The sequence below is a fragment of the Streptomyces sp. NPDC051105 genome (assembly GCF_040682795.1).
GTDB lineage: Bacteria > Actinomycetota > Actinomycetes > Streptomycetales > Streptomycetaceae > Streptomyces.
In genome coordinates, this window is the sequence record NZ_JBFBBR010000011.1 from 235,327 (window position 1) to 258,619 (window position 23,293).

A 23,293-nucleotide genomic window follows, 5' to 3' on the forward strand; every position below is an offset into this window, starting at 1 on the left:
ACATTAGGTGGCCGGAAAGCGGCTGCGAAGTGTACGTTTCATCCATTCGAGCCCCGCCGGATGGAGAGAACGCACACCATGCCGGACCCCGCCGTTCCGCCCACACCCCCGGTTCCCCTCGCGGCCCTGCTGGCCCGTGAGGACCTCGCCCTGCGCCAGATCGCCGGGCCGTCCGACCCGTCCCTGGTGGTCCACTGGGCGCACACCTCGGAGATGGCCGACCCGTACCCCTACCTGCTCGGCGGGGAGCTGCTGCTGACCGCCGGGGTGCACATCCCGGACGCGGCGGGTTCGGGCACCTACTTCGACGACTACGTGTCACGGATCGTGGCGGCGGGCGGTGCCGCCCTCGGCTTCGGGGTGGCCCCCGTCCACGACACGGTCCCGCGCGCGCTCGTCGCCGCCTGCGAGGCGTACGACCTCCCGCTCGTCGAGGTCCCCCCGCAGACCACCTTCTCCGCCGTCGCCCGCGCGCTCTGGCAGCTGATGGCCCAGGCCCGCCTGGCCGAGCTGCGCCGGGTCACCGAGGCCCAGCAGAGCCTCGCGGCCGCCGCCGCCCGCCCCGACCCGGTGCCGTCGGTGCTGCGGCAGCTGGCCCAGCGGGTGGGCGGCTGGACGGCCCTGTACGGCCCGGAGGGAGCGGAGCTCGCCTCGGCGGGACGCGAGCCGGACGCACCGGTACGCGGCTCGCTGGCCGAGCTGACGGAGGTGGTACGACCGTCAGGCCCGGGCACCCCGACCTCGGCGACCCACGCCACGGCGGGCGTCCACCTCGCGGCCTACACCCTCAGCACCGGCTTCGTCCTCGGGGTGGCCACCCCGGCCCGCGAACCGGGCGACCACACCATCGCCTCGGTGGCCACGGTCCTGCTCACCCTCCTCACCGGCGAACAGCACAGCGGCTCGGGCGCAGCCCGAAACTCCGCACTCGTACGACTCCTGCTGGGCGGTACGGCGGAGGAGGTGGCGCCGTTGCTCGGCAAGGGGGACAACTGGTTCGTCGTACATGCCTGCAGGAATGACCAACGGGATCTCACCAACCGCTTGGGGGCGCGGGACCCTGCCGATATGCGGCTCCGCCGCGGGGCGCGACAAGCCCCCACACACCCGCACCCGCCCGACCTCCTCACCGCCACCGCACTGGGCGCCACACTCGGCTCGCCCCTCATCGACCCTGTAGGGGACCTCGTCCAGCTCCTGGTCCCCGCCGACCGGCAACCCGAACCACAACCCGGCTGGACGCTGGGCGTCAGCGCCCCCGTCCCCGCACACCAACTCTCGGCCGCCGCCGCGCAAGCGGCCCGCGCACTGGCCCGCGCCCGAGCGACCCGCACCCCCCTGGTCCGGCACGGCACCCGCCCCGCACTGGACGACCTGATCCCGACAGCGGAGGCCCACGCCCACGCCCGCGCCCTCCTCGGCCCCCTCGCCGAGCACCCCGCCCTCGTCGACACCCTCCGCACCTGGCTCTCCCTGCACGGCAGTTGGGACCGCACAGCGGTGGCACTCTCCGTCCACCGCAACACCGTGCGCCAGCGCATCGCCCGCTGCGCGGCTCTGCTCGGTGCCGAACTCGACGACCCGGACGTACGGATGGAGCTGTGGTTCGCCCTCCGACAGGAGTGAGTGACGCACGTCCCAGCGGGCGATACGCAGGGAAATCGCGCACCGCCCTGCCCCACAATGGAGTTATGCCGATACCCGGGACACCCAGCCGCGCCCAGCTCGTCGAACACCTTGTGAAGACCCGTATCGCGGGCGATGTCGCCACGCCCCGCGAGAACAACCTGCTCCACTACCGCAAGCTGGCCAACGGCGAGCGCAACTGGTGGCTCGGACTGGAACTCGGCGACCGCTGGACCGACGAGCAGGACGTGCTGGCCGTGATGGCCGAGCGGGTCGGGGTGAACGACGATCCCGAGTACCGGTACGGCCAGGACACCATCGACCCCGAGCTGACCGTGGACGGCCTGGACCGGCTGGCGGCGCGGCTGCGCAAGGCGGCCGAGGGGCGGCAGCGGGTGCTGTTCGCGACCGGGCACCCGGGCGGCCTGCTGGACGTGCACCGGGCGACGGCGGCCGCCCTGCGCGCCGCCGGCTGCGAGATCGTCGTCATCCCGGACGGCCTGCAGACGGACGAGGGATACGTCATGCAGTTCGCCGACGTGGCCGTCCTGGAGCACGGGGCGACGCTGTGGCACACCCACTCCGGTGAGCCGATGAAGGCCATCCTGGGCGGCCTCGAGCGCGAGGGACGCCCGCGGCCCGACCTGGTCGTCGCCGACCACGGCTGGGCGGGGTACGCGGCACAGGTGGGCCTCGACTCCGTCGGTTACGCCGACTGCAACGACCCGGCGTTGTTCCTCGCCGAGGCGGAGGGCACCCTCCAGGTGGCCGTTCCGCTCGACGACCACGTACTCAGCCCGCGGTACTACGACCCGATGACCGCGTACCTGCTGTCGGAGGCGGGACTGGCGTAACCGGGCCGGACCGGGCGAGGTGCGGCCCCCGCGGACGGGAACCGCACCTCATGGCCTGGCCTAGACCCTCAATTTGGTCTGTTCGCGCCGGTCGGCTCAGAACCCGAGCCCGCCGTAGCCGAAGCCGCCGTAGCCGAAGCCGCCGAAGCCACTGACGCCGTACCCGACGGTGGGGACGACCACGACGGGGACGACCGCGACGGGGGCGTAGCCGAAGCCGTAGCCGCTGAAGCGGCAGTTGTTGTAGAACCCGCCACCGAAGCGGGAGTTGTTGCAGCCGAAGCCGCCGGTGACCACGCTCTGGTGAGTGGAGGCGGGGGCCGCCGAGGCGGTGCCCGCGGCGCCGATCGCGGCTCCACCGGCCAGCAGCAGGCCGGCGGCGGACATGGCGGCGATGCGCCTCGCGCGCTGTACTCGCATGGGAAATACCTTTCTGCCGGACTTACGTCCGCTACGCGGCACGTCCGCTATGCGGCACATGCACTGTGCGGCATTTCACTCATAGAGCTTAATCTCCGACAAGTCGCCCGGCACTTCGGGCGGTCACCGCTCGTGATCGACCGAGGTCGCGGGCCCCGGAGTGGGGTCCAGGTAGACCCGGCCGATCATGGGGAACGCGGCCCGCAGCCGCTGTTCGGCGCGTTCGCAGGCCCACTCGATCTGGGCCGCCGTGGACACGTCCCGGAAGTCCACCTTGGCCGCGACCAGCGCCTCGTTCGGGCCCTGCACCAGGGTGGTCAGCTCCAGTACGGCCACGATGTGCTCGGACTCCAGCAGCTTCGCCCGGATCCGCTCCCGCACCGGCCTCGGCAGCGGCCGGCCGATGAGGAACTCGGCGTTCGAGCGGCCGAGCACCCAGGCGACGTACAGCAGGAGCACGCCGATGAGGAGGGAGGCGAGGCCGTCCCAGACGCCGGAGCCGGTGAGCTGCCCGCCGAGCAGGCCGCCGGCCGCGAGCACCAGGCCGACGAGCGCCGCCGAGTCCTCCATCACCACGGCCTTCACGGCCGTGTCGGGGGTGCGCCGGAGATACCGCTTGAACGACACCCGGCGCCGGGCCGCCTCCCCGTACGCCTGCTTGAGCCCCGTGCGCAGCGAGAACCCCTCCAGGACGAAGGCGACGGCGAGGACGATGTACGACACCAGCGGGTTGCCCAGCTCCTCGCCCGCGGTCAGGGTGTGGATGCCGTCGTAGAGGGAGAAGACCGCGCCCCCGACGAAGGTGGCGACGGCGGCCAGCATGGCCCAGATGTACCGCTCGGGGCCGTAGCCGAACGGATGTTCCTCGTCGGCGGGTTTCTCGCTGCGTTTGAGTGCGGTGAGCAGCAGCAGCTCGGTGACCGTGTCGGCGACCGAGTGCGCCGCCTCGGAGAGCATCGCGCTGGACCCGCTGATCACCCCGGCGACCGCCTTGGCGAGGGCGATCCCGAGGTTGGCGACGGCGGCGACGATCACCGTGACGGTGCTCTCGCCGCCACTCCTCTCGGCTCCGACGCTCTGTTCGGCTCCGGTGCCCTGCTCGGCTCCGCCACTCTGTTCGGCACCGGTGCCCTGCTCGGCTCCGCCACTCTGTTCGGCTTGGGACATGCCCCCAGTTCTACCTGGGGACGCGGACCACACCCTCCTGGATCACGGAAATAGCCAGTGAACCGTCCTGGGTGTAGATCCGGGCCTGGCCGAGCCCGCGGCCGCCGTACGCCGACGGGGACTCCTGGTCGTACAGCAGCCATTCGTCGGCACGGAACGGCCGGTGGAACCACATGGCGTGGTCCAGCGAGGCGCCCACCACGTCCCCGACGGCCCAGCCGCCGCGGCCGTGCGCGAGCAGCACGGAGTCCAGCAGGGTCATGTCGGAGACGTACGTCGCGAGCACGACGTGCAGCAGGGGGTCGTCGTCCAGCTTGCCGTTGGTCCGGAACCACACCTGGCTGTGCGGCTCACGCGGTTCGCCGAACTTCCCGAACGGCGGCTCCTCGACGTAGCGCAGGTCGATCGCCTCGCGGGCCTCCAGGAACTTCTCCACGACGGCCGGGTCCAGGTGGTCGTAGCCGCGCAGCCGTTCCGCCGAGGTGGGCAGGGTCTCCGGGTCGGGCGCGGGTGGCATCGGGGTCTGGTGGTCGAGGCCGTCCTCGTAGGTCTGGAAGGACGCGGAGAGGGCGAAGATCGGCCTGCCGTGCTGGACGGCGACCGCGCGCCGGGTGGTGAAGGAGCGGCCGTCGCGGATCCGCTCCACGTTGTAGACGATGGGCGCGCCCGGGTCGCCGGCACGCAGGAAGTACGCGTGCAGCGAGTGGGCGTGCCGGTCCGCCGGGACGGTGCGCCCGGCGGCGACCAGCGCCTGGGCCGCGACCTGCCCGCCGAACACGCGCGGGACCACGGCGGACCGGGACTGGCCGCGGAAGATGTTCTCCTCGATCTGCTCCAGGTCGAGCAGATCGAGGAGATCGTTCAGTGCCTCGTTCATGGCACCTTTTCTACTGGCCGGTAATTGCGGGGACCTTACAGGCCCATGTCCTTCGCGATGATCGTCTTCATGATCTCGCTGGTGCCACCGTAGATGCGGTTGACGCGGTTGTCCGCGTACAGGCGGGCGATCGGGTACTCGTTCATGAAGCCGTAGCCGCCGTGCAGCTGGAGGCAGCGGTCGATCACGCGGTGGGCGACCTCGGTGGTGAACAGCTTGGCGCTGGCGGCCTCGGCCGGCGTCAGCTCACCGGCGTCCAGGGCCTCCGTGGCACGGTCGACGACGGCCTCGGCCGCGTCCACCTCGGCCTGGCAGGCGGCCAGCTCGAACTTGGTGTTCTGGAAGGCGGCGACGGGCTGGCCGAAGACCACCCGCTCCTGCACGTACTGCTTGGCGAACCGGACGGCGGCCTTGGCCTGCGCGTAGGCGCCGAAGGCGATGCCCCAGCGCTCGGAGGCGAGGTTGTGGCCGAGGTAGTAGAAGCCCTTGTTCTCCTCGCCGAGGAGGTCCTCGACGGGGACCTTGACGTCGACGAACGCCAGCTCGGCGGTGTCGGAGGTCTTCAGGCCCAGCTTGTCGAGCTTGCGGCCGACCGAGTAGCCCTCGGCCTTGGTGTCCACCACGAACAGGGAGATGCCGTGGCGGCGGTCCTCCTTGGTGGGCGCGGAGGTACGCGCGCAGACGATCATGCGGTCGGCGTGCACGCCGCCGGTGATGAAGGTCTTGGCGCCGTTGAGGACGTAGTGGGTGCCGTCCTCGCTGAGCTTGGCGGTGGTCTTCATGCCCGCGAGGTCGGAGCCGGTGCCCGGCTCGGTCATCGCGATGGCCCACATCTCCTCGCCGGAGACGAACTTCGGCAGGTAGCGCTTCTTCTGCTCCTCGGTGGCGAGCAGCTTTATGTACGGCAGGCCGAGCAGCACGTGCACACCGGAACCGCCGAAGGAGACGCCGGCCCGGGCGGTCTCCTCGTACAGGACGGCCTCGAACTTGTAGGAGTCGATGCCGGCGCCGCCGAACTCCTCGTCGACGCGGATACCGAAGACGCCCAGCTCGGCGAGCTTGTAGTAGAAGTCGCGGGGCGCCTGACCGGCCGCGAACCACTCGTCGTACACGGGTACGACCTCGGCCTCGATGAAGGCGCGGAGGGTCTCCCGGAACGCCTCGTGATCCTCGTTGAACAACGTACGGCGCACGGCCGCCACCTCCAGGCACGGTTCATCTGTCTAAGCGCTTGCTCAGACTTCACCGTACCGGTGGGTAGGCGGATGGGTCCAGGGCAGAACCCGGGGGGATGGGGGTAACGCTCATCACGCCGCCGCGGCCTCGAAGGCACCCCTCGCCATCCGGTGCAGGAGTACCGCCGTCGTTCCGCGCCCCGGCAGGGAACCCGGCCGGCCCAGGTGCGGGGTCGAGTTCAGCAGGCCGAAGACCGAGTGGACCGCCGAGCGGGCCGCGGGTTCCGGCAGGGCGGGGTAGACCTCACGGAGGACCTCCACCCACAGTTCGACGTACTGGCGCTGGAGCTGGCGCACCAGCTTGCGGTCGCTGTCGCGCAGGCGGTCCAGCTCCCTGTCGTGCAGGGTGATCAGCGGGCGGTCGTCGAGGGCGAAGTCGATGTGGCCCTCGATGAGGGAGTCGAGGACCGCCGACGGCGCGGTCTCCCCGTCGGCCTCCGCCAGCCGCCGCTTCGCGCCCGTCAGCAGCTGCCCGCTGATCCCCACCAGCAGCTCCGCGAGCATCGCGTCCTTGCCCGGGAAGTGCCGGTAGAGGCCGGGCCCGCTGATGCCGACCGCGGCGCCTATCTCGTCCACGCCGACACCGTGGAAGCCGCGCTCGGCGAAGAGCCGGGCGGCCTCCTTGAGGATCTGCTCGCGACGGGTCGGGGCATCGGTTCTCGTGACCATGAGGGCAATTCTAGACAGGGAGGTTAGCGGTCGTTAACCTGGAGGAAATGCGTTAACGCTCATTAACAAGGTGAGGGGATCGCGGGCATGGACCAGGCACCGGAGCTGACGAGCGCGGGGGACCCCGCCTCGGAGGCCTGGCGGGCCAACGAGGAGGCGCACCGCGTCCTCGTCGAGGAGCTGCGCGGCAAGCTCGCCGCGGCCGCGCTGGGCGGCGGCGAGAAGGCGCGGGCCCGGCACACCGCGCGCGGCAAGCTGCTGCCCAGGGACCGGGTGGACGCACTGCTGGACCCCGGCTCGCCGTTCCTGGAGCTGGCGCCGCTGGCCGCGGAGGGAATGTACGAGGGGGCGGCCCCGGCGGCCGGTGTGATCGCCGGGATCGGGCGGGTCAGCGGCCGCGAGTGCGTGATCGTCGCCAATGACGCCACGGTCAAGGGCGGCACGTACTACCCGATGACCGTGAAGAAGCACCTGCGGGCGCAGGAGGTGGCCCTCGACAACCGGCTCCCCTGCCTCTACCTGGTGGACTCCGGCGGTGCCTTCCTGCCCATGCAGGACGACGTCTTCCCGGACCGCGACCACTTCGGGCGGATCTTCTACAACCAGGCCCGGATGTCGGGCGCGGGGATCCCGCAGATCGCGGCCGTCCTCGGGTCGTGCACCGCCGGCGGCGCGTACGTCCCGGCGATGAGCGACGAGGCGGTGATCGTCCGCAACCAGGGCACGATCTTCCTCGGCGGTCCCCCGCTGGTGAAGGCCGCCACCGGGGAGGTCGTCACGGCGGAGGAGCTGGGCGGCGGCGAGGTGCACTCCCGTGTCTCCGGCGTCACCGACCACCTCGCCGAGGACGACGCGCACGCGCTCAGGATCGTCCGGAACATCGTCGCCACCCTCCCCGCCCGCCGCGACCTGCCCTGGGAGACCGCCCCGGTCATCGAGCCGAAGGTCGACCCCTACGGCCTCTACGGCGCCGTCCCGGTCGACTCCCGCACCCCCTACGACGTCCGCGAGATCATCGCCCGGATCGTCGACGGCTCCCGGTTCGCCGAGTTCAAGAGCGAGTTCGGGCAGACCCTGGTCACCGGCTTCGCCCGCATCCACGGCCATCCGGTCGGGATCATCGGCAACAACGGCATCCTCTTCTCCGAGTCCGCGCAGAAGGGCGCCCACTTCATCGAGCTGTGCGACCAGCGCGGCATCCCGCTGGTGTTCCTGCAGAACATCTCCGGCTTCATGGTGGGCAAGGACTACGAGGCCGGCGGCATCGCCAAGCACGGCGCCAAGATGGTCACAGCGGTGGCCTGCACCCGCGTCCCGAAGCTGACCGTCGTCGTCGGCGGCTCGTACGGCGCCGGGAACTACTCGATGTGCGGCCGGGCCTACTCCCCCCGCTTCCTGTGGATGTGGCCGAACGCCAAGATCTCGGTGATGGGCGGCGAACAGGCCGCGTCGGTCCTCGCCACGGTGAAGCGGGACCAGCTGGAGGCGCGGGGAGAATCCTGGCCGGCCGAGGACGAAGAGGCCTTCAAGGCACCCGTCCGCGCGCAGTACGAGCGCCAGGGGAACGCCTATTACGCGACCGCCCGGCTCTGGGACGACGGGGTCATCGACCCCCTCGAAACCCGCCAGGTGCTGGGCCTCGCCCTGACGGCCTGTGGCAACGCGCCGCTGGGTGAGCCCCAGTTCGGCGTCTTCCGGATGTGAGGAGGGGACTCGTGTTCGACACCGTACTCGTGGCCAACCGGGGCGAGATCGCCGTCCGGGTCATCCGTACACTCCGGTCGCTGGGCGTGCGCTCGGTGGCGGTGTACTCCGACGCCGACGCGGACGCCCGGCACGTCCGGGAGGCCGACACAGCGGTACGGCTCGGTCCGGCGCCGGCCGGCGAGAGCTATCTGTCCGTGGAACGGTTGCTGGCGGCGGCCACCGTGAGCGGCGCCCAGGCGGTCCACCCCGGGTACGGCTTCCTCGCCGAGAACGCCGCCTTCGCGCGTGCCTGCGAGGCGGCGGGGCTGGTGTTCATCGGCCCGCCGGCGGACGCGATCGCGCTGATGGGCGACAAGATCCGCGCGAAGGAGACGGTGAGCGCGGCCGGGGTGCCGGTGGTACCGGGTGGCCGTGACCCCGAACTCGCGGACGCCGCCCGCGCGTTGGGCGCACCCGTGCTGCTCAAGCCGTCCGCGGGCGGCGGCGGCAAGGGCATGCGGCTGGTGCGGGACCTGACCCTCCTGGACGAGGAGATCGCCGCGGCCCGCCGCGAGGCCCGCACCTCCTTCGGCGACGACACGCTCCTCGTCGAGCGGTGGGTCGACCGCCCCCGGCACATCGAGATCCAGGTACTGGCCGACGGCCACGGGAACGTGGTGCACCTGGGCGAGCGCGAGTGCTCGCTCCAGCGCCGGCACCAGAAGGTCATCGAGGAGGCGCCGTCGGTCCTGCTGGACGAGGAGACACGGGCCGCGATGGGCGAGGCGGCGGTACAGGCGGCGCGCTCGTGCGGGTACCGGGGCGCGGGGACCGTGGAGTTCATCGTGCCGGGCGGCGACCCCTCCTCGTACTACTTCATGGAGATGAACACCCGCCTCCAGGTGGAGCACCCCGTGACCGAGCTGGTCACGGGCCTGGACCTGGTGGAGTGGCAGCTGCGGGTGGCGGCCGGGGAGCGGCTCGGGTTCGCGCAGCAGGACGTCCGGCTGACCGGGCACGCGGTGGAGGCCCGGATCTGCGCCGAGGACCCGGCGCGCGGGTTCCTGCCCACCGGCGGCACGGTGCTGCTGCTGGACGAGCCCTCGGGCGACGGCGTCCGCACCGACTCCGGGCTCAGCGAGGGCACCGAGGTCGGCAGCCTCTACGACCCGATGCTGTCCAAGGTGATCGCGTACGGCCCGGACCGGCAGACCGCGCTGCGGAAGCTGCGCGGGGCCCTCGCGGAGACGGTCACCCTCGGCGTGGGGACCAACGCCGGGTTCCTGCGCCGGCTCCTCGCCCATCCGGCGGTGGTGGCGGGCGAGTTGGACACGGGCCTGGTGGAGCGGGTGGTGGACGAGCTGGTCTCCACCGACGTACCGGACGAGGTGTACGAGGCGGCGGCGGCCGTACGCCTTGAGGCGCTGAAGCCCGTCGCCGGCGCGGGCTGGACGGACCCCTTCTCGGTGCCCAGCGGCTGGCGGCTCGGCGGCACGCCCAGGCCGGTCGGCTTCCACCTGCGGGTGCAGGACCCGGTGGAGTACGTCCCGCGCGGCACACACTCCGTCGCCGCCGACCGCGTGTCGGTCACCCTGGACGGCGTCCGCCACACCTTCCTCCACACCGCCGACTGGATCGGCCGCGACGGTGACGCCTGGCAGGTCCGCGACCACGACCCGGTCGCCGCGTCCCTGAACCGGGCCGCGCACGCCGGCGCCGACTCCCTCACCGCGCCCATGCCCGGCACGGTGACGGTCGTGAAGGTCGCCGTCGGGGATCAAGTGATCGCCGGTCAGAGCCTGTTGGTGGTGGAGGCGATGAAGATGGAGCACGTCATCTCCGCCCCGCACGCCGGCACGGTCGCCGAACTCGACGTGAAACCGGGCACCACGGTCGCCATGGACCAGGTGCTGGCCGTGATCGCCCCGGCAGAGGAGGACCAGTGACACTCCCCATGGTCGTACCGGCCACCGACCTGCCCGCCCGCGTCCGGATCCACGAGGTCGGCGCGCGCGACGGCCTGCAGAACGAGAAGACGGCCGTACCGACGTCGGTGAAGGCCGAGTTCGTCCACCGGCTGGCCGACTCGGGACTGACGACGATCGAGGCGACCAGCTTCGTACACCCGAAGTGGGTGCCCCAACTGGCCGACGCGGAGGACCTGTTCCCCCAGCTCGCGGACCTTCGGGAGGTCGCGCTCCCCGTCCTCGTCCCCAACCGGCGGGGCCTGGACCGCGCCCTGGCCCTCGGCGCCCGGCGGGTCGCCGTCTTCGCCAGCGCCACCGAGTCCTTCGCCAAGGCCAACCTCAACCGCACGGTGGACGAGTCCCTGGCCGTCTTCGACCCGGTCGTCCGGCAGGCGAAGGACGCCGGCGCCCATGTCCGCGGCTACGTCTCGATGTGCTTCGGCGACCCCTGGGAGGGCGCGGTGCCGCTCCACCAGGTGGTCAGGGTCTGCACGGCACTGCGCGACATGGGCTGCGACGAGCTGAGCCTCGGCGACACGATCGGGGTGGCGACCCCGGGCCATGTTCTGGAGTTGTTGTCCCTGCTCAACGAGGAAGGCGTGCCGACGAACGTCATCGGCGTGCACTTCCACGACACCTACGGTCAGGCGCTCGCGAACACCTACGCGGCCCTGGAACACGGCGTGACGACGGTCGACGCGTCCGCCGGCGGGCTCGGCGGCTGCCCGTACGCCAAGTCCGCCACCGGCAACCTCGCCACCGAGGACCTGGTCTGGATGCTCCAGGGCCTCGGCATCGAGACCGGAGTCGACCTCGGCAAACTCACCGCCACCAGCGTGTGGATGGCCGAACAACTGGGCCGACCCAGCCCGTCCCGTACCGTCCGCGCCCTCTCCCACCAGGAGTGACGACCATGGACCACCGCCTCTCCCCCGAACTGGACGAACTCCGCCGCACGGTGGAGGAGTTCGCCCACGACGTCGTGGCGCCGAAGATCGGCGACTTCTACGAACGGCACGAGTTCCCGTACGAGATCGTCCGCGAGATGGGCCGCATGGGCCTGTTCGGACTGCCGTTCCCTGAGGAGTACGGCGGAATGGGCGGCGACTACCTGGCCCTCGGCATCGCCTTGGAGGAACTGGCCCGCGTCGACTCGTCGGTGGCGATCACCCTGGAGGCCGGCGTCTCCCTGGGCGCCATGCCGATCCACCTCTTCGGCACGGACGAGCAGAAGCAGGAGTGGCTCCCCCGCCTCTGCTCCGGCGAGCTCCTGGGCGCCTTCGGTCTCACGGAACCCGACGGCGGCAGCGACGCGGGCGCGACCCGTACGACGGCCCGGCTGGACGAGGCCACCGGCGAATGGGTGATCAACGGCACCAAGTGCTTCATCACCAACTCCGGTACGGACATCACGGGGCTGGTCACCGTCACCGCCGTCACCGGCCGCAAGCCCGACGGCAAGCCGCTGATCTCCGCGATCATCGTCCCGTCGGGCACCCCCGGCTTCACGGTCGCCGCGCCCTACTCCAAGGTCGGCTGGAACGCCTCCGACACCCGTGAGCTGTCCTTCGCCGACGTCCGGGTCCCCGCCGCCAACCTCCTCGGCGCGGAGGGCCGCGGCTACGCCCAGTTCCTCCGCATCCTCGACGAGGGCCGCATCGCCATCGCGGCCCTCGCCACCGGCCTGGCCCAGGGCTGCGTGGACGAGTCGGTGAAGTACGCGAAGGAGCGGCACGCCTTCGGCCGCCCGATCGGCGCCAACCAGGCCATCCAGTTCAAGATCGCCGACATGGAGATGAAGGCCCACACGTCCCGCCTGGCCTGGCGCGACGCGGCCTCCCGCCTGGTCGCCGGGGAACCCTTCAAGAAGGAGGCGGCCCTCGCCAAGCTCTACTCCTCCACCGTCGCCGTGGACAACGCCCGCGACGCCACCCAGGTGCACGGCGGCTACGGCTTCATGAACGAGTACCCGGTGGCCCGGATGTGGCGCGACTCCAAGATCCTGGAGATCGGCGAGGGCACGAGCGAGGTGCAGCGGATGCTGATCGCGAGGGAGCTGGGGCTGGTCGGCTGACCCTGCCGACAACGTCCGGCCCACCACGAATGCGCCCGCCCGGTGACACGGGCGGGCGCTTCTGTGCGCGGGAAGGACGCCGACCAGCACCGAGGGTGACTCCCTGGGGCGGCTCGGGACCGGCGAAGCACAAAAGTGACGGAAGTGCATGTTCTATGACGTCGGTCACAGCCCTCCACCAATCCACCGGCGTGCTTAGTAGACACGACGTGGCGGACATCTAAGGATTTGTCCGTCTTGGCCCGGATGCGGATCCCGACGCGCATCCCGGCATTCCGCCCGGCCGACCCGTACGCCTGCCCCCCTCTGGCGCAAGCTTTCTGACGTCGCGCCAGCTCTCTCGCCCGCGGCCATGTGCGGACGGGAGACCGGTGCGCTGCCCCGGCGAGGTCCCGGCACCTACTAGGCGGCCTAGTCGACGGGGCCCTTTGCGCTCCCTGTGAAGCCGTTCTAAGAATGACGACTCACAGGACGTCGCCGCAGTTCGGAACCGGTGTTTCCCGCAGATTCGACCGCGCACCGGGCGCTCGGCGTCACCGAGTGAGTAGGAGCCCCCCACATGAAGTCGTCCCGAACGTCCGCGAGACTCCTCGCTCTCGGCCTGGGTCTGGCCACCAGCGCGCTGGGCGCGGCGGTGCCGGCGAGCGCCCAGACGGCCGCCACCCCGCCCGCTTCCGCCGGTACCTCCGTGGCGCGGTACGACGGGTCGTCCGAGGAGGCCGCGAACAACAAGGCGTTCTTCGAGGCCGTGCTCAAGTCGGTCGCCGAGAAGCGCGCCGCCCAGCCCGACGCGCAGGCGGTGACCATCTACTACGACGCCTCCCGGGCACCGAGCTTCCGTTCGCAGATAGCGAGCGCGGCCTCGATATGGAACAGCTCCGAGTCCCACGTCAAGCTCCAGGAGGCGTCGAGCGGCGCCGGCGCCGACTTCTCCTACTACGAGGGCAACGACCAGCGCGGGTCCTACGCCTCCACCAACGGCCACGGCAGCGGCTACATCTTCCTTGACTACACCCAGAGCCGGCAGTACGACTCGGTCCGCGTCGCCACGCACGAGACCGGGCACGTGCTGGGCCTGCCGGACGACTACGGCGGGCCGTGCAGCGAGCTGATGTCCGGCGGCACCGCCGGCCCGTCCTGCACCAACCGCTACCCGAACGCCACCGAGCGCTCGCGCGTCGACCAGCTGTGGGCCACCGGAGTCGCGCAGGCCCCGGGCACGGCGAACCAGCCCGCGGAACAGCCGAGCGCCGCACCGCCGGTACTGACCGTGGTACCGGGCCAGGGTCCGTGGCGTCCGCTCCCCAGCACACCCTGGGGGTAATCGCGCCCGAGGAGGACGCGCGGCGCCAGGCCGCACGGGTGGCGAGCGGGGCAGACCACGATCAAGAAGGCCGAGCCATGCACCGCGGTGCTCGGCTGACACCGTTGTGGATTCCCGAGGTCTAGTCGTGGGCCATGGGCGCCAAACCCCTTTGAAAAGGGCTCGTGATCTCTCCTATGTTGGCCGGCGTGACGATCGAGGTGCCCTACCGGCCGCTTCCGGTCGACCAGTCGGACGTCCGCTACGCCCACGGCCCCGACTCGACTGTCCAGCCTGGCGTGCCTGCCGGCGAGACCATCGAGTTCGGCCGGCACGACAGCGTGGTCTACCCGGGCACGTCTCGGAAGTTCTGGGTCCATGTGCCTGCCCAGTACGACGCCGCGCGGCCGGCGTCGCTGATGGTGTTCCTGGACGGATGGTGGTATTTGGACCCCGCAGGGGAGGTCCGCGGTGCGGTCGTCCTGGACAACCTCGTACACCGCGGCGACATCCCGGTCACCATCGGCGTGTTCGTCGACCCCGGCGTCTTCGCCGATGCCGAAGGCCGGAAGAACCGCAACACCGAGTACGACGCATTCGACGACCGGTACGTCAACTTCCTCCTGACCGAGATCATCCCCGAGGTCAGCAAGCGCTACTCGATCGCCGAGGACCCTGATCAGCGAGGCATCTGCGGTGGCAGCAGCGGCGGCAACTGCGCCTTCACCGCGGCATGGCTGCGCCCGGACAAGTTCCGCCGCGTCATCGGGTACCTGTCCAGCTTCACACAGATGCCAGGCGGCAACCCGTACCCCGATCTGATCCCCGGCGTTCCCCGCAAGCCGCTGCGTATCTTCCTGCAAGCGGGCCATCGCGACCTGCGCTGGAACGAGCCCGAGGGGAACTGGCTCGCGAACAATCTGCGCGTCGCGGCCGCGCTCGCGGAAGCCGGATACGACTTCCGCCTCGTCCTGGGCGACGGCGGCCACAGTCCCAACCACGGCGGTGTCCTGCTTCCCGATGCCTTGCGCTGGTTGTGGCGGCCGGAAGGTCGCCCGGCCTGACGCCGTCACCGGAGGCAGCTGGGTTTTGACGCCGGAAGCCCCGTCATGGCGGCCACCCGGAGCGCTTCACGACGCGCGCCGGTAGGCCCGTACCTTCGCCGATAGCCAAGCGCGCCCGCTGGCGGGCTGTGAACGCACCCCACCTCGTCGCGCTGGTCCGTGCCGGGGTCCGCTTCGAACGCGGCCACCTCGTCGAACGCTCCGAGACCCTCTCGGCGTGAGCAGCCTCAGCCGATCCGCGGAAGCCGGGAGATCTCAGGCACTCGGGCGCCGTATGTGCAGGTGGCCGTCGCGGGGGAAGGAGGGCGGTGCCGCGGGCAGGATGCTGTCGAAGTCGTAGCGGCTCTTCTGTGCAACCCGGCACGATGCCAGGTTGTCCACCTGGTGCAGGAGTTCGAGACGCTCCAGCCCGTCGGCTTCGAAGGTGTCGAAGGCCCAGCTGGTGAGTGCCTCCAGAGCACGGGAGGCCACTCCCCGCCCGCGAGCGTGCGCCGCGGTCCAGTAGCCCACTTCGGCCGCCGGTTTGCCGGAGGTGACTTCCTTGAGGACCACGTTGCCCACCAACTGTTCGCGAACTGAACCGGGTTGTGTCTCAAGGACGGCGAAGCCGAACCGGTCCCCCGCTGCCCAGCCCTGCTGCTGAGCCTGCACCCAGCGTGCCCCGTCGGCATCGTTGTCCACGGCAGAGCTCGCCCACTGGCGCAGTGCGGGATCCCGGCTCACCTCGACCAATGCGGCAACGTCCTCCATGCGCCAGGGGCGAAGAACGAGAGCGGGAGAGACCGGCGAGGCGGCCACCTGAAGTACGACCGGGGCACTCATCAACCGATCATATGCGGTGGCGTTTTCACCCGGCGCCGGCCGCGTCCGCCCCATGCCGCCTTGCGACCGCCCCGTCATTGCTGTGTCCGGACGCGCAGAGCCTGGACGGACCAATCGAGCACTGGAGCCAGACTCTCCGGGGCCTGCCAGCCGTTGACCGCTGCGAGCAGTTGGAGGTACCGCTCCCTGCGGGGGTCATTCACGCTCTCCAGCCGAGTCGCCAGCCGGCGGCGAAGCTCAACGTCGTCGGGGCGGCCGAGGAGGTGCGCGCAGTGCGCCGTGAACGCCGCGACGATCGGATCGGCCTGGGACGAGGCCGGGTCGACGCCGGCGGCCAGGGCCGGGCCGACCTGGTCACGGACGACTGCGGCAAGGTCGCGTCGCGGGCCCATCATGTCGCTTCGGGTTTGCTCGGCTGCCTGGTCCTCGGCCATCCGCCGCATGACGGCGCGGAAACCCGGGTCCAGGGACATTTCGGCCAACTCCACCCACGCCTGGACCTGCTCTGCCTCCGAGTTGTCGGGCAACTCGGGGGTCATCGAGCGCATGACCCCCGCGAATGCGGGGGCGGCGTCAAAACCGCCGAAGACGGCGTCGAGGAAGTCGCCGATCAGACGTCGGCGTTCGTCCTCGGAAAGCTGGGCCAGCCGGTGCATGAGTTCCGTCTCCTCAGGTGTGGACCCGCGCTCGGCCACCGTCATCAGCACCGCGCGCCGCAGGCGCAGGACGCGGATCTGCGCTGCCAGTGCTTCGCCGTGCGCCGCAGCGACCTCGGGAAGCGAGAGCTCGCGGTCCACGACCTTGCGGATCGTGGGAAGGTCCAGTCCCAGCTCGCGCAGGGTCCGCACGAGGTCCAGGCGTGCGGCGGCGTCGATGCCGTAGAGGCGGTAGCCGGCCGGGCTGCGGTCCGTCGGCGCCACGATTCCGCGATCGGAGTAGAACCGAATGGTCTTGACCGTGAGACCGGTCCGTCGAGCGAGTTCGCCGATCGAGTAGAGCGTGTCGCCGTCCATGCCCCCACCTTTGTGTCTCCCCCTACTGGAGACTCAAGTCCCTTCGCCTGCCAGCAGGCAACCACTCCTCATCCACAAGTCTTGACAATTCCTCCCCCTCGGCGCACTTCGGTAGTAGAAGTCCGGGAGTTGGATCGCCTCTCACCGCTCTCGTTGAGCACTACGCGGTGGTGGTGAGTCTTGCCGCTGTCGATGCCGACCCAGGTCCGGTTCTCCGTACGAAGGGCTCGGCCATCCCGTCTCAGGAACGTAAGGCCAACTGAAGCGCTCAGTCGCAGGCGTTGTGACGGCTGCTGGTAGTTGGCGGATGGCCGGAGGAATCCCGCAGGTGACGCGTGTGTGGTCGAACGTGGTTGGCGAGTTTGGTCGGCGATAGTTGGCGAGCCCATCGCTGTTTTTCGTCACTGAGGGTCAAAGGTCGGCGCTGTTGTGGCTGAGCGCCCCAGTTGGCCATTGAGTGCTTCAGTTGGTCACCCGCGGGCGTAGGCCGGTACCGGCTGAACGGATGATCGTTAGAGGCAGCGTAACGACATGGGGTGCTGGGGCACCCCTCGCATCCACAAGGAGATTTCCATGCGTCGATTCGCCGCCGCGTCCCTCGGAGCCGCCGCGCTCGTCGGTCTCCTCGCCGTGCCCGCCAGTGCTGACAGCCTCGCGCCCGCGCCGGTCACCGCCAGTGTTGACACCGTGCCGAGTCGGGCGTGGGCCGCCACTGCGAGGGCCCTCGGGTCTGCACAGAACGGTCTGGTCAACCTGGCAAACAACGGACCCACCTGCGTTGGGCTGCTGACTGTTCTGGCCCCTGTGAACAGTTGCCCCAGCTCCTAGCGAGACCGATGAGGTATCGCGCTTCCAGGGGCAGGGCGATCAGCCGCGCGGCGATATCCAGCAGGCCAGCAGTGGCGGCGGAGGTGCTCAGGGCCCAGCACACGGACGCGGTCAGCGAGGGTCTGTCGCAGCAGGCGTACCGCCTCTTCTTGCTCGCCCATCCTGGCCAGCGCGTCGGCGAGGTTGCGTCGGCTAGTCAGGGTATCGGGGTGCTTGAGGCCCAGCACACGGATGCGGTCGTCAACGGTCTGCCGGTGCAGGCGGACCGCCTCCGCATGTTCGCCCATCCCGTCCAGGGCGAGACCGAGGCTGTCACGGCTGGCCAGGGTGTGCGGATGCATGACTCCCAGCACATGGGCACGGTCGGCGAGGGTCTGCCGCAGCTCCGCCATGGCGAACGATGCGGTCAGCGGTCGATCCGGTCCTTCGCCAGCTTGCTCACCCCCCTCACCTGATGGAGAGTCAACCGCGGGTAGGTCCCGGTGGAGCGGCGTGGCCGGCTTCTGCTCCGCAAAAGGGCGATCAACTCCCGTACAGCGCACGGTAATCTCGGCGAGGTGAACGGTCTCGCACCCATCGGTCCACCGGAGATCCTCGCTTCGCTCGGTGTGTCCTTCCGGCTGCAGGAGCACCCTGACGTGACCAGTCCGGTGGAGGTCTGTGCCATGTTGGGCGTTCCGTTGGAGCGAACTGTCAAGACCTTGGCATTCGTCACCCCCGAGGACCGTCTCCTGCTGGCGGTGCTGCCCGGCCATGCGCGGCTGCGGTACGGCGCCCTCGCCCGCGCGACCGGGATCCGCCGAGGCGACCTGTCTCCCGCCGATGCCGGGCGGCTGGCGCGGGCAGGGATGCAGCCGGGCGGGGTGTGCCCCGTGTCCGCGGACCGGGCCGCGGTGGTGGTGTTCGACTGGACGGTCAGCAGCCTGGGACGTGTCCACTGCGGCAGCGGTCGGCCCGGCAGCAGCATCGAGATCGAGGCGGCGGAGCTCATGGCTGCCGTCCCAGGGGCCGCTACGGCGTCGATCGTCGACCTCCCGACGGACGGACCGACATGACGACCATCCGCGAGGCCACGCCCTCGGACGCCGACGACATCTACCGTCTGCTGAGCGGGTTCGTGACGAGCTACCGGCCCGACCGAGCGGTCTTCGACGACGCCACGTTCCCCCGGATTATCGAGGCCGCCTCGGACGGGAGCGCCGAGTTCCTGGTCGCCGAGCAGGACTCGTGTGTGGTCGGGTACCTGCTTGCGCTGCGGATACCCACCCTGTTCGCCGGCGGAACGATCCTCGAACTGCTCGAACTCACCGTGGCCGAGCCAAAGCGGGGCCGCGGTGCGGGTTCCGCGCTGATCCGGGCCGCACAGGCAAAGGCCCGGGAGGCGAAAGATGTCGAGGTGACCGTGCCGACCCGCAGAGCGGCCGATTTCTATCGCGCCCTGGGGTTCCACGAGACCGCCGTTCATCTCAAATGGTCCACTACATGATCGGGAATCTGTCGACGAACCGGCCGGGCGAGACGGGGAAACCATGCAGATCCAGGGGGCGACGGCACTGGTGACCGGCGCGAACCGGGGACTTGGGCAGATGATGGCCCGGCTGCTCCTGCAACGCGGCGCACACCGCGTCTACGGTGGAGCCCGCGACCCGCGGTCAGTCCGCGAGCCCGGCGTGATACCGGTCCGCCTCGACATCACCGATCCCGCCCAGGTAGCCGCGGCGGCCGAGACGTGCTCCGACGCGACCTTGCTGGTCAACAACGCCGGCGTCCTTACCGACAGCCCCCTGCTGGCCGCGCCCGACCTGGACGCCGCCCGCGCGGACCCGCCTCCCCTGTGCCGCTGGAGCCCGGATGATCGCGGCGCGGAGACCGCAGAGCGGCATGCACGTCACCCTGGCATGAGGCGCTGCTGATCACGCGGCGCACCTAACGGAGTGTGGCCACAGGTCCGTGCCGCCCTGAAGGCAGAAGGTCGACGGCGAGGTGGAAGCACAGCTCGGCGCTCAGCGCGAACAGGGCCATCAGCAGTGAGTCGAGGGTCTTGCCGTGGGCGAGAAAGCTCCCCCCGAACACAGCGGCACCGATGACCAGGAGCGCCCCGAGCACGGTCCAGAACGCGACCGCGCGCTGACGGAGCAGCACGGCGCGCACCGCCGCGACGATCGACAGCAGGACGAGCGTGAGGCCGAGCGCGGTGTGCACGGCGAGGGCGACGGTGCCGTGCCCGACCGCCCAGGCGAAGCTCTCATAGGCCCTCATGCGATGGGCCCCCGCCCGGGAGCCCCGATGGTGAACCGGAAAGAGTCCGTAGAGATTGATGACCAGACCGACCCCCGCCTGCACAAGCACCAGAAAGCCGGTGGCGAGCAGGAGGCGGCGGACGGCACTGGGAGCGGCCATGAGAAGACCATACACAGAGTAATCATCGAGTACAGAGAGCGATGATGCACTTGGGCCGTCAGCGCCGCCCCCGCGCCAATCAGGGCTGCAAGTCGACCGCAGGTGCGCGCTTTCCAACTGTGTCGGTTGGGCGTGGGTGTGTACGGGGGCGTTCAACTGCGCTCAAGGGCTGCTCGCCATCGGATTGGCCGTATTCGGCTGTTTGGTTAACGAAAAGAGATGCCGTGCCGGGCGTCGCGAGCGTCACAGGTCTTCGACCTGTGATCATGGAGCGTTCATTAGAAGTGATCGACGAGGAGCTCCAGGTCGCGGGGCCGGTGTACCGCCGCCGATGGGACGCTCGCGGGAACGCGCTGTAGGTGATGTGGTGGACTGGTTGACCTCGCTGCCGGCGGTGGTGCTGGTTGTGGCCGGGCTCTCGCTTGCCTTACTGGTCGCGGCCGGGGCACGGGTCGGCGTCCGGGCGCTCGTGCCGGTCGCGGAACGGGATCGGGTGCCGCAGATCGCCACGCCTCTGATGCCGACACTGGGCGCCGCCTTCGCGATCTTTGCGGCACTCTCACTGGCCAGCGAGGCCGGCTACCTGCGCGCAGCCGAGGGGTTGGTGAGCGACGAGGCGGCCGCGGCCTCCCGTCTGGCATGGGCGGCGACAAGTCCGCGAGTCCAGTCGGAGCCGATCCATGTGGCACTGCTGGACTACTTGCAGACCACGCGTGCCAAGGAGTGGGAGGGTACGGCAGCGGCGTCCGGTGACGACCCGGCCACCGCTCGCGCGATCGCACGGCTGGAGCGGAGCGTGCGCACCGAGGCGGCCCGGCCCGAGGTGGGAACCACGACAGGCACGGAGCTGGTGGTTTCCCTGGACGGTGTCACCACCAGTCGTCGCGCCCGCGTCGCGGCCGCCTCGCGCGACGTTCCCGCGCTCTACGTCGTCACGCTCGTGGTCAGCGGAGTGGCCTTGATCGTGAACTCCGGCGCCCTGGTATTCCGCAGCAGCCTGCGAACGTCACTGCTGATCGTCGGTGTTGCGAGTGTGGTCGGGCTGAGCCTGGCGTTGCTCTTCGCACTCAGCGCGCCCTGGAGCGGACCGTTCATCGTCAGTGGGCATCCACTCGACACCACCATCGGGGACCTGAAGTCAGGCTTCTTCCACGGCGGGCCGTAGGCGGCGGACGCGATCGGTAGCCGACAACGGATCACCGACGGCCGTGGCCTGCGACCGCCTCACCGATCAACGCCCTGAGTAAGCGGAGACGGCCGGCCCGTGACTACGGCCGGAGGCCCTCAGCTTGGGAAGCTGAGATCATTTGTATTCCGTTCGGGCACTGATCTCGCTCGACGACACCGCCGTCACCAGCAGTGCACCCGATGTGGACAACGCTTCGTCGGCCTTGGCAGAGGCCTCGCAGGCCGGGACTGTGGGAGACGCGGATCGGCGGCCGCCCGGCACACCCCTGGCAACGCGGCGTCCCCTACTCGCCGTCCACCTGCCCCGGCTCACCCCCAGGCGTGTACCCCGCCTCCACCGCGCGGCGGTACCAGACTTGAGCCTCGGCCTCCTCACCGCGTCGGCTCAGGCCGTACGCCAGATTCACCATGGCCGGCAGGGATCCGAGGTCCGCCGCGCGCCGGTAGACCGCGTGGGCGCCGTCCTGGTCGCCTGCCCGCTCCAGGGCGAGTCCGAGGTTGAACAGCTGGAGCCCGGCCCTGCGAGGGGCCAGCCTGGACAGGTACTCCCGTTCGGCTGTCTCCAGTCCCTCGCGGCGATAGGCGTTGAGCAGGAGGTGCGTGGCGCTCCTGGTACCCAGCGGGGTGGAACCCCAGGCAAGCGGCAGACCGACGCAGATCGCCAGAGCCGCGATCGTCCACGACGCCCAGGCCGGCGTGCCGATCGCCGAACGGGTCCAGCCCGTGACGGCTCCGAGGACGAGCACCACCGGAACTCCCGCGGAGACCACGAAGAGGGACACGAGCGAGCGTCTGCTCCAGCCGTAGGTCACGGCATAAGGTCAGCACGCCGGCCAACGCGCATCAAGGGGCGGTCGCAAAAACGGCAAGGACACGCATTCGTGCGGGAGTTGGAAGACGTGAGGCCGCTTCGCGCGGAAGGCGTCAGGGGCGGAGCCCTGGACAAGTTCTGAGGTTAGGCTAACCTAATCCATGACTTGTCCGGCGGTGTTTCCGCACGTCCGAAAGCAGCCAACACCTATGTCCAACGTCAGAGCAGCCCACCTCACTCGCCGCGGCGTCCTCGCCGCCGGTGGCGCCCTCGGTCTCGGTGCCGTGCTCGCCGCCTGCGGGGACGGCGACGCGAAAAGCGGTGGTTCCTCCGGCAAGGAGACGACGGCCGCCAAGTCCGGCCCCTGGACGTTCAAGGACGACCGCGGGACCACGGTGAAGCTGGACAAGGTCCCGGCGAACATCGTCGCGTTCACCGGGGTCGCCGCCGCGCTGTACGACTACGGCATCGACGTCAAGGGCGTGTTCGGCCCGACGAAGACCAAGGACGGCAAGGCCGACGTCCAGGCCGGCGACATGGACATCAGCAAGGTGACCATCCTCGGCAACACCTGGGGCCAGTTCAACGTCGAGAAGTACGCGGCCCTCGCCCCCGAGGTCCTCATCACCACCTTGTTCGACGGCGCCGGCACCCTCTGGTACGTCCCGGACGAGTCCAAGGACAAGATCGCCAAGCTCGCCCCGAGCGTCGGCATCTCGGCCTACGACCGCCAGCTGACCGTCCCGCTCCAGCGCGTCTGGGCCCTCGCCGAGTCGCTCGGCGCGGACATGACGGCCAGTAAGGTCACGGACGCCAAGAAGCGCTTCGAGGCGGCGTCCACCCGGCTGCGCGCCGCCGCCAAGGCGCACCCCGACATCAAGGTGCTGGCCGGCTCGGCCGCCCAGGACCTGTTCTACGTCTCCGGCACCAACCTCTCGGTGGACCTGGAGTACTTCAAGGCCCTCGGGGTCAACTTCGTCGAGCCGTCGGCGTCCGTGCTGAAGGCGAGCGGCGGCTGGTACGAGTCGCTCAGCTGGGAGAACGTCGACAAGTACAAGGCGGATGTGATCATGATGGACGACCGCTCGGCGACCATCCAGCCGGCCGACATCACCCAGGCCACCTGGAAGAAGCTCCCCGCGGTCAAGGCCGGCCAGGTCATCGCCCGCTCCCCCGAGCCGATCTTCTCCTACGACAAGTGCGTCGCGATGGTGGACAACCTCGCCAAGGCGCTGGAGACGGCGAAGAAGGTCAGCTGACCTCCGTTCCCGAGTACGTCCACACAACTT

At 70.2% G+C, this 23,293-nt stretch carries 23 protein-coding genes; 13 read left to right on the forward strand and 10 right to left on the reverse strand.

Features of this window, described 5'->3' with window-relative positions:
* Positions 1 to 78 precede the first annotated feature (78 nt).
* Together AB0N16_RS27215 and AB0N16_RS27220 are read left to right on the forward strand one after the other, a co-directional pair.
* Positions 79 to 1,626, forward strand: coding sequence for a helix-turn-helix domain-containing protein (locus tag AB0N16_RS27215; RefSeq protein WP_365801025.1), 1,548 nt, complete (start codon positions 79 to 81; stop codon positions 1,624 to 1,626).
* Between the two features lie 65 nt (positions 1,627 to 1,691).
* The gene (locus AB0N16_RS27220; RefSeq protein WP_365801027.1) at positions 1,692 to 2,480 is read left to right on the forward strand and encodes a phosphatase; all 789 of its coding nucleotides are present in this window, start codon (positions 1,692 to 1,694) and stop codon (positions 2,478 to 2,480) included.
* A 96-nt stretch (positions 2,481 to 2,576) separates the two neighbouring features.
* On the opposite strand, the gene AB0N16_RS27225 is transcribed toward AB0N16_RS27220, so the two are convergent.
* From AB0N16_RS27225 to AB0N16_RS27245, 5 genes are all read right to left on the reverse strand, one after another.
* Positions 2,577 to 2,900, reverse strand: coding sequence for a hypothetical protein (locus AB0N16_RS27225; RefSeq protein ID WP_365801029.1), 324 nt, complete (start codon positions 2,898 to 2,900; stop codon positions 2,577 to 2,579).
* Positions 2,901 to 3,023: 123 nt separating this feature from the next.
* Positions 3,024 to 4,067: a cation diffusion facilitator family transporter gene (locus AB0N16_RS27230; protein WP_365801031.1), complete on the reverse strand. Its 1,044-nt coding sequence runs from the start codon at positions 4,065 to 4,067 to the stop codon at positions 3,024 to 3,026.
* 10 nt (positions 4,068 to 4,077) lie between these two features.
* Complete coding sequence (locus AB0N16_RS27235) at positions 4,078 to 4,944, reverse strand: acyl-CoA thioesterase II (protein WP_365801033.1); 867 nt, start codon at positions 4,942 to 4,944, stop codon at positions 4,078 to 4,080.
* 35 nt (positions 4,945 to 4,979) lie between these two features.
* Positions 4,980 to 6,137 (reverse strand): acyl-CoA dehydrogenase family protein, encoded by a 1,158-nt coding sequence (locus tag AB0N16_RS27240; RefSeq protein WP_365801035.1) that lies wholly within the window; start codon positions 6,135 to 6,137, stop codon positions 4,980 to 4,982.
* Positions 6,138 to 6,251: 114 nt separating this feature from the next.
* A complete protein-coding gene (locus AB0N16_RS27245) occupies positions 6,252 to 6,848 on the reverse strand; it encodes a TetR/AcrR family transcriptional regulator (protein ID WP_365801038.1) in 597 nt (198 codons plus the stop codon).
* Between the two features lie 87 nt (positions 6,849 to 6,935).
* On the opposite strand from AB0N16_RS27245, the gene AB0N16_RS27250 reads away from it, so the two are divergent.
* From AB0N16_RS27250 to AB0N16_RS27275, 6 genes are all read left to right on the forward strand, one after another.
* A complete protein-coding gene (locus tag AB0N16_RS27250) occupies positions 6,936 to 8,552 on the forward strand; it encodes a carboxyl transferase domain-containing protein (RefSeq protein WP_365801040.1) in 1,617 nt (538 codons plus the stop codon).
* A gap of 11 nt (positions 8,553 to 8,563) precedes the next feature.
* Complete coding sequence (locus tag AB0N16_RS27255) at positions 8,564 to 10,480, forward strand: biotin carboxylase N-terminal domain-containing protein (protein ID WP_365801042.1); 1,917 nt, start codon at positions 8,564 to 8,566, stop codon at positions 10,478 to 10,480.
* Between the two features lie 8 nt (positions 10,481 to 10,488).
* Positions 10,489 to 11,409, forward strand: a complete 921-nt coding sequence (locus AB0N16_RS27260) for a hydroxymethylglutaryl-CoA lyase (protein ID WP_365801193.1) — start codon at positions 10,489 to 10,491, stop codon at positions 11,407 to 11,409.
* Positions 11,410 to 11,414: 5 nt separating this feature from the next.
* Positions 11,415 to 12,575 carry an acyl-CoA dehydrogenase family protein gene (locus AB0N16_RS27265; RefSeq protein WP_365801044.1) on the forward strand — a complete coding sequence of 387 codons (1,161 nt, stop codon included), beginning with the start codon at positions 11,415 to 11,417 and terminating at the stop codon, positions 12,573 to 12,575.
* Positions 12,576 to 13,134: 559 nt separating this feature from the next.
* Positions 13,135 to 13,899 carry a snapalysin gene (gene snpA, locus AB0N16_RS27270; RefSeq protein WP_365801046.1) on the forward strand — a complete coding sequence of 255 codons (765 nt, stop codon included), beginning with the start codon at positions 13,135 to 13,137 and terminating at the stop codon, positions 13,897 to 13,899.
* 188 nt (positions 13,900 to 14,087) lie between these two features.
* Entirely contained in the window at positions 14,088 to 14,942 is an 855-nt protein-coding gene (locus AB0N16_RS27275) for an alpha/beta hydrolase-fold protein (protein WP_365801048.1), read from the forward strand.
* 255 nt (positions 14,943 to 15,197) lie between these two features.
* On the opposite strand, the gene AB0N16_RS27280 is transcribed toward AB0N16_RS27275, so the two are convergent.
* The 3 genes from AB0N16_RS27280 to AB0N16_RS27290 all read right to left on the reverse strand — a co-directional run bounded on the left by AB0N16_RS27280 (position 15,198) and on the right by AB0N16_RS27290 (position 18,360).
* Positions 15,198 to 15,764, reverse strand: a complete 567-nt coding sequence (locus AB0N16_RS27280) for a GNAT family N-acetyltransferase (RefSeq protein ID WP_365801050.1) — start codon at positions 15,762 to 15,764, stop codon at positions 15,198 to 15,200.
* A 74-nt stretch (positions 15,765 to 15,838) separates the two neighbouring features.
* Positions 15,839 to 16,777 (reverse strand): MerR family transcriptional regulator, encoded by a 939-nt coding sequence (locus AB0N16_RS27285; RefSeq protein ID WP_365801052.1) that lies wholly within the window; start codon positions 16,775 to 16,777, stop codon positions 15,839 to 15,841.
* 824 nt (positions 16,778 to 17,601) lie between these two features.
* Positions 17,602 to 18,360 carry a tetratricopeptide repeat protein gene (locus tag AB0N16_RS27290; protein ID WP_365801054.1) on the reverse strand — a complete coding sequence of 253 codons (759 nt, stop codon included), beginning with the start codon at positions 18,358 to 18,360 and terminating at the stop codon, positions 17,602 to 17,604.
* Between AB0N16_RS27290 and AB0N16_RS27295 the strand changes: the two genes are divergently transcribed.
* From AB0N16_RS27295 to AB0N16_RS27305, 3 genes are read left to right on the forward strand one after another with little or no spacing between them, the layout of a single operon-like run.
* Positions 18,244 to 18,660 (forward strand): YbaK/EbsC family protein, encoded by a 417-nt coding sequence (locus tag AB0N16_RS27295; protein ID WP_365801056.1) that lies wholly within the window; start codon positions 18,244 to 18,246, stop codon positions 18,658 to 18,660. The genes AB0N16_RS27290 and AB0N16_RS27295 overlap by 117 nt on opposite strands.
* The gene (locus AB0N16_RS27300; protein ID WP_365801058.1) at positions 18,657 to 19,091 is read left to right on the forward strand and encodes a GNAT family N-acetyltransferase; all 435 of its coding nucleotides are present in this window, start codon (positions 18,657 to 18,659) and stop codon (positions 19,089 to 19,091) included. The genes AB0N16_RS27295 and AB0N16_RS27300 overlap by 4 nt, the downstream gene beginning before the upstream one ends.
* Before the next feature lie 43 nt (positions 19,092 to 19,134).
* Entirely contained in the window at positions 19,135 to 19,518 is a 384-nt protein-coding gene (locus AB0N16_RS27305) for an SDR family NAD(P)-dependent oxidoreductase (protein ID WP_365801060.1), read from the forward strand.
* A 13-nt stretch (positions 19,519 to 19,531) separates the two neighbouring features.
* On the opposite strand, the gene AB0N16_RS27310 is transcribed toward AB0N16_RS27305, so the two are convergent.
* A complete protein-coding gene (locus AB0N16_RS27310; protein ID WP_365801062.1) occupies positions 19,532 to 20,005 on the reverse strand; it encodes a hypothetical protein in 474 nt (157 codons plus the stop codon).
* A gap of 367 nt (positions 20,006 to 20,372) precedes the next feature.
* Between AB0N16_RS27310 and AB0N16_RS27315 the strand changes: the two genes are divergently transcribed.
* Positions 20,373 to 21,170: a hypothetical protein gene (locus tag AB0N16_RS27315; RefSeq protein ID WP_365801064.1), complete on the forward strand. Its 798-nt coding sequence runs from the start codon at positions 20,373 to 20,375 to the stop codon at positions 21,168 to 21,170.
* Between the two features lie 307 nt (positions 21,171 to 21,477).
* Here AB0N16_RS27315 and AB0N16_RS27320 read toward each other — a convergent pair whose 3' ends face one another.
* Complete coding sequence (locus AB0N16_RS27320; protein WP_365801066.1) at positions 21,478 to 22,005, reverse strand: hypothetical protein; 528 nt, start codon at positions 22,003 to 22,005, stop codon at positions 21,478 to 21,480.
* Between the two features lie 208 nt (positions 22,006 to 22,213).
* Here AB0N16_RS27320 and AB0N16_RS27325 point away from each other — a divergent pair, with 208 nt between their 5' ends.
* A complete protein-coding gene (locus tag AB0N16_RS27325; protein WP_365801068.1) occupies positions 22,214 to 23,263 on the forward strand; it encodes an ABC transporter substrate-binding protein in 1,050 nt (349 codons plus the stop codon).
* Positions 23,264 to 23,293: the final 30 nt, after the last annotated feature.